We start from the raw sequence: 10,405 nt of genomic DNA, 5'->3' as shown, positions 1-10,405 counted from the left end.
CATAACCTGTGGTTTTTTCTATTCAATTACAGCTTTGCACAGAAAAAGGGTCTCCCTCCGGTTTCCACCAAAAGGGATTTTCCTGCCGACCCTCCCCCTCCCCATCACGGGGCAAGCCTCTGGTCTACTGATTAGCCGGGTGCAGCGGATCGATCGGCCAGCCATCGTTGCCGCGTTCCTGCGAGAAGCCCCGTGTTTCCAGCCGCTGCTTGTTCTGGTCATGGTCATCCGGGCACAGCGTCTGCAGGTTGCCCGGATCCAGAAACAAACCCCGATCACCCCGATGCGGGATCAGGTGATCCACCACCAAAAACCGCCGCCGTGGATTGCACTGTTCCGCCCCCGACGCGGTCAGCGAGCCATCGTTCAGGATGCCCCGCCGCAGACAGGCCCGGCACAGCGGTTCCCGCTCCAGGTGCTGCGGACGCAACCGACGCCGCCAGGCCGACAGATTGTAAAGGTGGTGGTAGTCGCTTCGGGCTGTCATGCACTGGCCCCCAGAACGCAAAGCGCCCGAGGCGGGGTTTCCGCTTCGGGCATGAATAAGGTGTTGGCATCTTGTCTAGAGATTGAGATCCTGACCGTCAAGCCTGTGCCTAACTACATCTCGTTCTTCACCAATCCGAGAACACGTTCTACAAAACTTCGCCTTGATGTGATCAGCCGTTCCTGGCAGATCGGGTTTCCTTCTTTCTCGATAAGTTCCCAACGCTTCTCGATTTCATGCCGAAGCACAGGGTACCCCCTTGGGAATACATTAATCCTAATGAAGTCCCTGTCCTTGAATGAAATGTTGGCGCAGTTGTTAATGTAGAAGTTTGCGTATGAAACTTCCAAGTGTCCAGTGTTCAGCCCCACGAGTGCATTCCGGGCGATATTCAAACTACAAAAGTAGTGGTACATTTTTTTTGTTTCGGCCAATGTCAGTGTTCCGAAGGGATGGTTCTCTCTTTCGATTTCAAGAAGATTATCATCACCAAGAATAGTCTGATTAACCGTCTGCCACTGATTGATTGCACCAGTGTAATTGGAGTGCTTCTTGAACCTGATGTTCGCAGCAAAAGCCATCCATGCAATGTAGACCGCCAAGACTGTGGTGATTACCCCCAGTATGGGCGACATAGTTTCCAGTATTTCAATCATGGCAAGCCTCCCTACTACACTTCAAACGTGGTAATAATGTTGCAAATTTCAACCCAAATACGTAATAATAGCGCCTTGCATACATCAAGCCCCGCGCCAGGGATTGCGCGCAGGCATCGCCTGAGACACCGTGAACGAGGTCAGCGGGCAAGCCACCTGCAGCACATAGCGCAGGTGCAACAAGGCCCCGTACCACGCCAAATAGCGCCGCCGTGCCGCCGCCACATCACGCGCCGACCCGGCATAACTCACCCGGCACCAGGACCCGTTTGCCTTGGTGCCCAGCTGGCTGGCCGGCCACCGCGCCCCAAGTTCTGTGCACCGCTCTGACACCGCAAAGCGACCATGGCGACTGCCCCGCCATGCAACCGGACCGCAGCTTGCCCGCACACCAATCATGCAATCGGGCCGTTGCCCCACACGGGCCAGCTCGGCAATCTCGATCGCCATGCGGCGCCCGCCCTGGCTGCCCGGCAGACTGGCAAGCGAGGCGGCAACCATATCCGCATCGTGGTGGCGCGGGGAAGAGCCGCCGCCCTGCACCCGACAGCCAAGTTTCGCCTGCTGCATCATCAGATATTCCACCCCGATGCCGGGCCGCGCGCCGGTCTCTCTCTCAATCTCGTTGAAGTCGAGGCTGACCTTTTCGCGCTGGAAGGCCCACTCGATCAGGTCCAGCACGCCCACCTCAAGTTTGCCGCTGCGCGGCGCCCGCACTGCGGTCAGCTGAGCCCCACAGCCCGGCTCAGGCGGGATCGCCAGATCAGCAGCCATATTCATGCCGCCTGCCCCGCCCGCGCCTGATCGGCAATGTCCTGACACCTGCGCATCGCCGCCAAGCGCCGGTCCCGAAACGCCACCTCCTCTGGCGGGATCTGCTCACCGCGCGACATCCGCAGCTCGATATCCTCAAGGCGGCGCGCATGATCGATGCCCGCAGTGCGCAGCTTGGAGCAGGTCCAGTCACCGGGCCAAATCCCGCGTTCCGCCGTAATCTGCCGCAGCAGCTCAGGCGCCCAGCCCTTGGCCAGTGCTTCTGGCACCAGGTGATGCGTGGCAAATACCTTGAGGATGAAGGGAGACGGACCAGTCTCTGGGGTCTCAATCTCGCGCGCCTTTTTCAGGATCTTCAGCGGAATGGGGAACCGATCCGCATCCTTGCCTGCCGGATGGGCCTCGACCCATTCCCGCAGCTCAATCAAGCCCCGCTCGGTCATATAGGCCAGCTTCTGGCGCAGCTCGTTCTTCTGCCCCTCAAACTTGGCAAGGGTCGCCGTTGTTGGCCGGGCAAGCCCCAGGGCCTCCAATGGGGCAATCAATACCGCTTCAACCCGCTTTTCGCCTTCGCTCTGTTCTTTGGCTTCCATGTCTCTGCCCTTCCTCTTTCTCAGCAAGTCCGACTTATCCACAGGCTCGGCGCTGCAACTGGGGCGCAACCGTCCTGCTGTCATGTTTTGTCTTTGTCTTTGTCTATGTCGTGCAGGACAGTCTGAGACTGTCCGAGACTGTCTTGAACTGTCCGCCGGACAGTCTTGGACACTGTCAGACAGTGTCAGCTTCCTTTGTTTTGAAACGCGCCCCCGGAGCGCCCGAGGTCAAAGATGTGGTTCGACCAGGCCTGCATCGAGCGCTCGATCCAGGCGGCGCTGCGGTATTCGCAGCCCTCTTTCACCAGCCATTCATCCATCCAGCGCACCGCCGCGTCATTCTTGGCCAGATCCGCGTGATAGCCCGAGACCGTGATGCGCAGCCGCTGCAACCGCTTGGCCGAGTTGGCAGCGTCATTGCGCGCCCGATGATCCTGGCGCCGGGCCATGGCCTCGGTCAGGCTGCGCAGCACCATGGGGTGCATCAGCCGGATATCGCCATTGTCGCAACGGCAGGCCTCCCACTTGTAAAGCGGCCCATAGTCCAGCTTGCACAGCGAGCCAAAATGCCCCGGATCAATCATCAGCAGTTTGGCCAGGATGTTCTGATCCATCGGCAGAGTGCCCACGGGGCTGTTGTCATAGGCGATATTGATCAGATCAAAGAACAGCGCCCGGCATTCCGGCGTTGCGTTCAGCCGCATATCCGAGGCCAGCCAGCGCCGCCGCTCCCAGGCCATAAAGAAATGGCTGTCCAGCCGGTCATCGCAGGACAGCGGGTACTCCGGCAGGTCGCCCGTATCGACGGGCCGCAGAAAGTTGGGGGATGGGCTCATGCAAAAATCTCCGTCAGATCCCGCGCCCTGTCACTGGGGTATGGCCGAACACCCGCCCTTTGCCGCCGATCCGTCACCCGGCGGCGGTAGCGATTGCCCCAGCCCCGGTGCATGCAGATGTTGCGGCAGGTATTCGCGGAAGCCCCCGTAAACTCAGCCAGATCAGCCAAGGTGCAATCCCCGGCGGTCGCGCGGGTCAGCCACCAGATTTGATAGGCAATGCGTTGCGTCTGAATGCTCATGCCGCCTGCCCCATCTGTGAGTGGAAGAAGGCAGGCGCATCTGGATCGGTCAGGATCATCAGCAGCGCAATATGGCTGGCCGGGGACGTTACCGCCCCCCACCAGTTCAGCGCCGTCTGAAAGCTGACATCGCAAAACAGCGCCACCTCACGCGGGCTGTTAAACCGCGCCCGGAAGTAGCTGGACCACAGGTCCGGCGCCTCGACCTTCAGCCGGTACGGGTCCAACTGTTTTGACCAAGAGCTTTGCAGCTGGGGCGTGCCAGCCTCAGCACATGACAGATCATTGCTTACAATCAGGGTTAGACGCGGGCGGCTCATGCGGCTGCTCCCTTTACCTTGCTGGGACGTATCATGGAGAACCAAGAAGGGTCGAATTCCAACTCCCTCTCCTCGCAGAGCGCCTGAATGCTCAAGTACCAAGACGCCGGGAAAGCGCCCCTAGCAATAGCGTTGCTGACCGCAGTGCTACCAACCTGGAGTGTCTCAGCGATAACTTTGCGGCCGATGATATCAGCTATTTGGGAAATATTGTTCATGCGACAGCAATATCCACCTTTTGTGGATCAAATCAAGATCACATTTTGTGGTTTGCTCAAAATTCACAAAATGTGGTTCAACGAAGCATGAGCACAAATAGCAAATCCTATCCCGAAATCGCCGAACGGCTTATTCAAATCCGGGCCGTCTTTGGCAAAGAGAACACCCAAAAAGAATGGGCCGAGAAGCATGGCTTCAACTCGACCCAGGTCAACAATTGGGAAAAAGGTTTGCGCCGCATACCCGTCGACAGCGCAGAAAAGCTTTGTGAAACCTATGGTTTAACTTTAGATTTCATATATCGGGGAAGACGTGACGGGCTCTCAGAAAGAGCCGCAAAGGTTCTTTGATCACATCTGCCCATGTAGGCCACTACTTGATCTAGAGACATTCCAAGCAAATCTGAAATCTCAATCATGCGATCCAGACGCTTGTCGATTTCCTTCATGCTATGCTTTACCCTCCTTATGTTCTCTTTTTGTTCTCACTACACAATCCAAACCGCCCAGGTCAATCTCTAGCTTCACCCTTCAGTAGCATCATATTTTCATCCTTCAAAAGTGCTTTCATGCACCAAAAATCCACTTTTTGTGATTTTCTTGTTGCGTAATCCACTTTTTGTGAATTATATCAATCCTCATCAACCGAAGGAGAATTAGATGCAAGACCTTCCAAAAGAAGTCATTCAGACCGCCCGCGGGATCGCCTCTCACCCAGAGGATTTCCTGAGCGACACAACCGTATTCACCACAGCCTGGGCCGCGCTCAAGGCTGAGCGCGGGCAGAGCTTTGATCCCAGCAGGCTGCGGCCGCAGCATATCGTGGACTGCCCGCCCCCAACACCAGAGCCGATCGATCAAACCCTTGATCGTGTTTCTGAGAGGGTCCGCGACCTGATCGCTACAAAGGGCTATTGTGGCCTGCCGCCCCATGCCGCTTGATTTTCCGGCAATCCGCGCGGCTGCGCAGGATTTGAAGCAATACCACGGCGTTGAGCGGCTTTTGCGGTTCCTTGACCTTGGCGGCACCATCACGCCGCCAAGCGATGATCCGCAGGACTGGTGGGAACCAGAGACGCTGACCCACCGCGCAGACCTCCTCGGGATCTGTGAAATTGGCAGTGATAACTATGCCGCGCTATCAGCCTGGCTCGCCGCCGCTGCCAAAACGCCGGTCGCTCAGCACTCTTCCCCATGCCCGACACCGGCAGCGTGAGCGCTGCCCAATGGGGCGCGGCACTCAAAGCCCATCACTCACCGACACCCGCCGCGCCCTATCAAGACAACAGGAGGCCTTCATGCAGCAGATCACCCAGAACAAGACCCCCATGCGCGCCGCCATGCTGGCCAATGACGTCGCCTTTCAACGCTACGCCGCCACCCGCAATGGCTTTCCCGGTGGCCAGTTCAGCCCGACAGCGGCAACCGAACATCTGCGCACCGTCTGCCAGGTCACGAGCCGCCGCCAGCTTGCAACCGACACCGCTGCGCGCCTGCGGTTTGAAAACATGCACACAGATTTCCTGATCTGGTCTGGCCGCCTCCAAGCCCCCGGAAAGCATGGGTAAATGGCCATGAAATACCCCCCAACTGATTTCATCCGTGCACTGGCTGCTGCTGTACAGGCAGAGATGCCAGCCCCTCGACAAGAAAAGCCGTTCGGCCTTGGCGCGCCCTGGATGCATCACGCCACCCCGGAAGAATTTGAACGCCTCGCCCGGCTGCACAACCGGATCCAGCGCAAGGAATTGGCGCTCGCAGCTCTGCGGCAGGAACGCGCCACCATTATGCGCCGCAGTATCCGCCGCATGCGCCGTGCCACAGGAAAAGACTAGGACCGCCATGAAACAGCTAAAAGTTCTGATCGGCTGCGAAACCAGCGGCGCGGTGCGCCGGGCGTTTCTTGAGCGCGGCCATGACGCCTGGTCCTGTGATCTGTTGCCCGCGCAAGATCGCAGCAACCGCCATATGCAATGTGACGTGCGCGAGGTGCTGGGTCTGGGCTGGGATCTGCTGGCCGTGATGCACCCGCCCTGCACCCGGCTGTGCAACAGCGGCGTGCGCTGGCTGCACCAGCCGCCAAAGGGGCGCAGCCTGGCAGAGATGTGGGCGGACCTCGATAAAGGTGCCGCGCTGTTTTCAGCCTGCTGGAATGCACCGATCGCGCGCGTCGCGGTAGAGAACCCGGTAATGCACAAACACGCAAAACAGCGGATCGAGAACTTTCAGCCCGCCGCCCAGCATGTGCAGCCCTGGTGGTTTGGGGAGCCTGCTTTCAAGGCAACAGGGCTTTACCTGCGCGGTCTGCCTAAGCTGGTCCCGACAAACAAGCTGACACCGCCTGAGAAAGGCACAGAGACCCACAAACGCTGGTCCGCCATCCACCGCGCCCCACCGGGCAAACTCCGCTGGCAGATCCGCAGCAAGACATTCCCAGGCATTGCCAGCGCTATGGCAGATCAGTGGGGTGGCCACGCCACTAGACAAGAATATCCAGCGGTAAAGCCAGGGAGCGGACATGGGTAAACAACAAAACTTTAGCGCTGCCCAGATCAAACGATTTGTTACCGCTGCCCGCTCTGCCGATCCGAATGCCATAGTCGAGATTGTGACGGCTGCAGGAACGGTCCGCATTTTACCGGAATCCGAACCCGTTGCGGATTCCCCATTCGACAAGTGGAAAGCCAACCGCAATGAGAGTGAAACTCAAAGGTACTAACCAAATCACCAAACGCCTCGCAAACGGCAAGAGCGTTACCTACTACTATGCTTGGAAAGGTGGGCCGCGTCTCCCAGGGAAACCTGGCGATCCAGAATTCATCGAAGCGTACAACAAAGCCATTGGCCAAAAGGCCGAATCTAGGTCGGACACCATCCAATCGCTTTTAAACCGCTACCAGGACACCCCGAAATGGGGAGGCCTCGCGGAGCGCACAAAGAAAGACTACTGCTCTCACATTCGAAAGATTGAAACAGCCTTTGGAGATTTCCCGATCTCCGCACTTGCTGATCGCCGCGCTCGCGCCGCGTTCCTCGAATGGCGAGACACAATGGCTACAACGTCGAGGCGGCAGGCAGACTATGTGTTTGCCACTTTTGCCTCTATTCTCGCTTGGGCCTATGACCGGGGCCTGACCGATGCAAACCCCTGTGAGAAACCCGGCAAGCTGTACCGATCTGGACGTGCTGAACGCATCTGGACCCAAGCCGACGAAAGCGCGTTATTTGCGATCGCCCCCGCACGAATTCAGGTGGCCTATTTAATGGCAGCCTGGACTGGCCAGCGACAAGGCGACCTATTGCGCCTGCCTTGGGATGCCTACGATGGAACCCATATCCGCTTAATCCAAAGCAAAACACAACGCCGTGTGGTCATTCCCGTGGCTTCCACCCTTCGATCTGTTCTGGACGGGGAAGCAAAGAGGCGGACCGCCACGACGATCCTGACAACATCAAGGGGCAACTCATGGACATCGCATGGGTTCAGTGCGTCATGGCGCAAAACGCTGGCGAAGGCGAAGATCTCTGGCCTAACATTTCACGACCTGAGGGGCACTGCGGTCACACGGCTAGCAATTGCAGGGTGTGAAGTTCCAGAAATTGCGACAATCACCGGCCACAGCCTGAAAGATGTCGGAGCAATTTTGGATGCGCACTACTTGAGCCGCAATACACAACTCGCAGAATCTGCCATCATGAAGCTGGAGCGCCATGACAAAAAGACAAAGATTCCCAACTAAAGTCCCAACCGATCAGAATCAGTCGGCCTAGAATAATTATAAGTGATTGAATTTACTGGCAGGGGCATCAGGGTTCGAACCCGAGACCTACGGTTTTGGAGACCGTCGCTCTACCAACTGAGCTATACCCCTGCAGTGCCGGTGTTCCTAAGCCACCTCTCGCTGACTCGCAAGAGGGAAATCAGCAGAACCACTTGGCTTTTTGCCCGGATGCGCAACCAGACTGGCTCTTGCCGGTTCAGTATTCTATGACAGTCGAAAAAAGGGATCGACTTTTGAGCCTGCGAAAGAAAATTGCCGACAGCCCTCGCTTCAACCGGGTGATTGAAGGGCTCTTTGCCCGCTATGTCAGCTTTGCCTACCGGACATCGCGCTGGCAGCGCTCTGGCTGTGACGACATGGATGCGGCCGTGGCCAGCGGAGAGCCGGTGATTTTTGTGCTTTGGCATCAGCGGCTGATCATGGCTCCCTTTCTCTTTGACACCTCTCTGGGCCGCATCTGTGCCCTCACCTCCGCTGCGCGCGCCGGGCGGCTGGCCGGCCAGATCCTGGTACGCCTGGGGTTTGAAACCATCCCGATGTCGAGCCACAAACGGCATGTCGCCCTGTCACGTGAGGTGCTGCGGCGCACCAAGGAGGGCTGCTCCATCGGGATTGCCGCAGATGGCCCCCGTGGTCCTGCGCGTGTCTGTTCTGGGGTTCCTGTCACCTGGGCGCGGATGACCGGCTGCCGGGTCTTTACCGTCGCCTTTGCGGAACGCCGGGTGCTGAAAATGCCCACCTGGGACAAGCAGATGTTGCCCCTGCCCTTTTCGCGCGGCGTGCTGATCTGTCAGGAATGGACCGATCCGGTGCCGAAAAAGCCCAGCGAAGACGAGACCGAGATCCTGCGGCTCAGCCTGCAGGCATCGCTGGATGAGATAACCGATCGGGCGGACCTTGCGGTCGGGCGGGCAGCTGAACCAAGATAGCAGAGAAACCCCAGGACGCCCGTCCACCCTGCGCGCGGCATCAAGAGCCCCCAACGCCTGGGTAACCACCTGCTGCTTTGCAAATGCAGATGACGGCTCTTGGCGAACAAGTTCTCCCCCGTTTTTTTGGAAAGAGCGATGGATCAGACGCTGCATGCGATTGGGGGCACAGTAAAAGGGCGCCCCTTGGGGCGCCCTTTTATCTTTTCACCGGGGCGGTTCTCGGCGATTTCCCCGGTGGGGAAAATCACCTGTCACCACTGTTTCAAAATCACTCTGTGATTTTAGAAACGACGCCGGCACCAACGGTGCGGCCGCCTTCGCGGATGGCGAAGCGCAGACCGGCTTCCATCGCGATGGGGGCGATCAGTTCAACGTCGAACTTCAGGTTGTCGCCAGGCATAACCATTTCGGTGCCCTCGGGCAGAGTAACGGTGCCGGTGACGTCTGTGGTCCGGAAGTAGAACTGAGGACGGTAGTTGGCGAAGAACGGCGTGTGACGACCACCTTCATCCTTGGTCAGGATATAGGCTTCGGCTTCGAATTTGGTGTGTGGGTTCACCGACTTGGGCGCACAGAGAACCTGGCCACGCTCAACAGCTTCACGGTCGATACCGCGCAGCAGGGCGCCGATGTTGTCGCCTGCTTCACCGCGATCCAGCAGCTTGCGGAACATTTCAACACCGGTACAGGTGGTGGTCTGAGTGTCCTTCAGGCCAACGATTTCAATGCTGTCGCCAACATTGATCACGCCACGCTCAACACGGCCGGTCACAACGGTCCCACGACCAGAGATCGAGAACACGTCTTCAACAGGCATCAGGAAGGGCTGGTCAACGGCACGGGCAGGAGTAGGGATATACTCGTCAACCGCTTTCATCAGCTCTTTGATTTTCTCTTCGCCGATTTCAGGATCACGGCCTTCCATCGCCGCCAGAGCCGAGCCCGCGATGATAGGAATATCGTCGCCAGGATATTCGTAGCTGGACAGCAGCTCACGGATTTCCATTTCAACCAGCTCGAGCAGCTCTTCATCGTCGACCTGGTCAACTTTGTTCATGAAGACAACCATGTAAGGGATGCCAACCTGGCGGCCCAGCAGGATGTGCTCGCGGGTCTGAGGCATCGGGCCATCAGCCGCGTTCACAACCAGGATGGCGCCATCCATCTGTGCCGCACCGGTGATCATGTTTTTCACATAGTCAGCGTGGCCGGGGCAGTCGACGTGCGCGTAGTGGCGGGTCTCGGTTTCATACTCAACATGTGCGGTCGAGATGGTGATGCCGCGCGCTTTTTCTTCTGGTGCGCCGTCGATCTGGTCGTAGGCTTTGAAGTCACCAAAATATTTGGTGATCGCTGCGGTCAGAGTGGTTTTACCGTGGTCAACGTGGCCGATGGTGCCGATGTTGACGTGCGGCTTATTACGTTCAAACTTTTCCTTAGCCATTCTCTAGGCGCCCTTTTGAAAGAGAGGGCCGACAACCGACCCAAAGATTTCCTCTGCGCGCGCCGCATATTTGGTTTGGAGAAGAAAATCAACCCGTACCTGTTTGATCAGGCGCCTTTTG

The 10,405-nt window shown here is 57.9% G+C and carries 17 protein-coding genes and 1 tRNA gene; 9 read left to right on the top strand and 9 right to left on the bottom strand.

Features of this window, described 5'->3' with window-relative positions; all coding sequences use genetic code 11:
* Positions 1-124: 124 nt before the first annotated feature.
* From ARCT_RS26850 to ARCT_RS0124895, 7 genes are all read right to left on the bottom strand, one after another.
* Positions 125-487 carry an HNH endonuclease signature motif containing protein gene (locus ARCT_RS26850; protein WP_051361003.1) on the bottom strand — a complete coding sequence of 121 codons (363 nt, stop codon included), beginning with the start codon at positions 485-487 and terminating at the stop codon, positions 125-127.
* A gap of 113 nt (positions 488-600) precedes the next feature.
* On the bottom strand, positions 601-1,143 hold the full coding sequence (locus ARCT_RS0124920) for a hypothetical protein (protein WP_027242539.1): 543 nt from the start codon (positions 1,141-1,143) through the stop codon (positions 601-603).
* 84 nt (positions 1,144-1,227) lie between these two features.
* Complete coding sequence (locus tag ARCT_RS0124915; protein ID WP_051361150.1) at positions 1,228-1,917, bottom strand: hypothetical protein; 690 nt, start codon at positions 1,915-1,917, stop codon at positions 1,228-1,230.
* 2 nt (positions 1,918-1,919) lie between these two features.
* Complete coding sequence (locus tag ARCT_RS0124910; RefSeq protein ID WP_027242537.1) at positions 1,920-2,510, bottom strand: hypothetical protein; 591 nt, start codon at positions 2,508-2,510, stop codon at positions 1,920-1,922.
* 185 nt (positions 2,511-2,695) lie between these two features.
* On the bottom strand, positions 2,696-3,346 hold the full coding sequence (locus ARCT_RS0124905) for a hypothetical protein (RefSeq protein ID WP_154665430.1): 651 nt from the start codon (positions 3,344-3,346) through the stop codon (positions 2,696-2,698).
* On the bottom strand, positions 3,343-3,588 hold the full coding sequence (locus tag ARCT_RS26845) for a hypothetical protein (RefSeq protein ID WP_036785424.1): 246 nt from the start codon (positions 3,586-3,588) through the stop codon (positions 3,343-3,345). The genes ARCT_RS0124905 and ARCT_RS26845 overlap by 4 nt, the downstream gene beginning before the upstream one ends.
* The gene (locus tag ARCT_RS0124895; protein ID WP_027242536.1) at positions 3,585-3,908 is read right to left on the bottom strand and encodes a hypothetical protein; all 324 of its coding nucleotides are present in this window, start codon (positions 3,906-3,908) and stop codon (positions 3,585-3,587) included. The genes ARCT_RS26845 and ARCT_RS0124895 overlap by 4 nt, the downstream gene beginning before the upstream one ends.
* 305 nt (positions 3,909-4,213) lie before the next feature.
* Between ARCT_RS0124895 and ARCT_RS0124880 the strand changes: the two genes are divergently transcribed.
* From ARCT_RS0124880 to ARCT_RS0124850, 8 genes are all read left to right on the top strand, one after another.
* Positions 4,214-4,477, top strand: coding sequence for a helix-turn-helix domain-containing protein (locus ARCT_RS0124880; protein WP_027242534.1), 264 nt, complete (start codon positions 4,214-4,216; stop codon positions 4,475-4,477).
* A gap of 309 nt (positions 4,478-4,786) precedes the next feature.
* Positions 4,787-5,068, top strand: a complete 282-nt coding sequence (locus tag ARCT_RS0124875; protein WP_027242533.1) for a hypothetical protein — start codon at positions 4,787-4,789, stop codon at positions 5,066-5,068.
* Positions 5,058-5,342, top strand: a complete 285-nt coding sequence (locus tag ARCT_RS0124870) for a hypothetical protein (protein ID WP_027242532.1) — start codon at positions 5,058-5,060, stop codon at positions 5,340-5,342. The genes ARCT_RS0124875 and ARCT_RS0124870 overlap by 11 nt, the downstream gene beginning before the upstream one ends.
* Positions 5,343-5,424: 82 nt before the next feature.
* Complete coding sequence (locus ARCT_RS0124865) at positions 5,425-5,694, top strand: hypothetical protein (RefSeq protein ID WP_036785422.1); 270 nt, start codon at positions 5,425-5,427, stop codon at positions 5,692-5,694.
* Between the two features lie 6 nt (positions 5,695-5,700).
* Positions 5,701-5,961 carry a hypothetical protein gene (locus ARCT_RS0124860; protein WP_154665429.1) on the top strand — a complete coding sequence of 87 codons (261 nt, stop codon included), beginning with the start codon at positions 5,701-5,703 and terminating at the stop codon, positions 5,959-5,961.
* A gap of 7 nt (positions 5,962-5,968) precedes the next feature.
* Complete coding sequence (locus tag ARCT_RS26840) at positions 5,969-6,652, top strand: hypothetical protein (protein WP_051361001.1); 684 nt, start codon at positions 5,969-5,971, stop codon at positions 6,650-6,652.
* Positions 6,645-6,845, top strand: coding sequence for a hypothetical protein (locus tag ARCT_RS28170; protein WP_154665428.1), 201 nt, complete (start codon positions 6,645-6,647; stop codon positions 6,843-6,845). Before ARCT_RS26840 ends, ARCT_RS28170 begins: the two co-directional genes overlap by 8 nt.
* On the top strand, positions 6,820-7,866 hold the full coding sequence (locus ARCT_RS0124850; protein WP_027242529.1) for a site-specific integrase: 1,047 nt from the start codon (positions 6,820-6,822) through the stop codon (positions 7,864-7,866). Before ARCT_RS28170 ends, ARCT_RS0124850 begins: the two co-directional genes overlap by 26 nt.
* A 56-nt stretch (positions 7,867-7,922) precedes the next feature.
* Here the strand turns inward: ARCT_RS0124850 and ARCT_RS0124845 are convergent.
* Positions 7,923-7,998: transfer RNA gene (locus ARCT_RS0124845), tRNA-Trp, on the bottom strand.
* Between the two features lie 116 nt (positions 7,999-8,114).
* Here ARCT_RS0124845 and ARCT_RS0124840 point away from each other — a divergent pair.
* The gene (locus ARCT_RS0124840) at positions 8,115-8,837 is read left to right on the top strand and encodes a lysophospholipid acyltransferase family protein (protein ID WP_027242528.1); all 723 of its coding nucleotides are present in this window, start codon (positions 8,115-8,117) and stop codon (positions 8,835-8,837) included.
* Positions 8,838-9,108: 271 nt separating this feature from the next.
* Here the strand turns inward: ARCT_RS0124840 and tuf are convergent, their stop codons facing one another.
* On the bottom strand, positions 9,109-10,284 hold the full coding sequence (tuf, locus tag ARCT_RS0124830) for an elongation factor Tu (RefSeq protein WP_027238991.1): 1,176 nt from the start codon (positions 10,282-10,284) through the stop codon (positions 9,109-9,111).
* Between the last annotated feature and the right edge of the window lie 121 nt (positions 10,285-10,405).

It is taken from the genome of Pseudophaeobacter arcticus DSM 23566 (genome assembly GCF_000473205.1).
In the GTDB taxonomy this organism is placed as follows: domain Bacteria; phylum Pseudomonadota; class Alphaproteobacteria; order Rhodobacterales; family Rhodobacteraceae; genus Pseudophaeobacter; species Pseudophaeobacter arcticus.
Note: the sequence above shows the minus strand (reverse complement) of the source record. Positions and strands in the feature narration are given on the sequence as shown.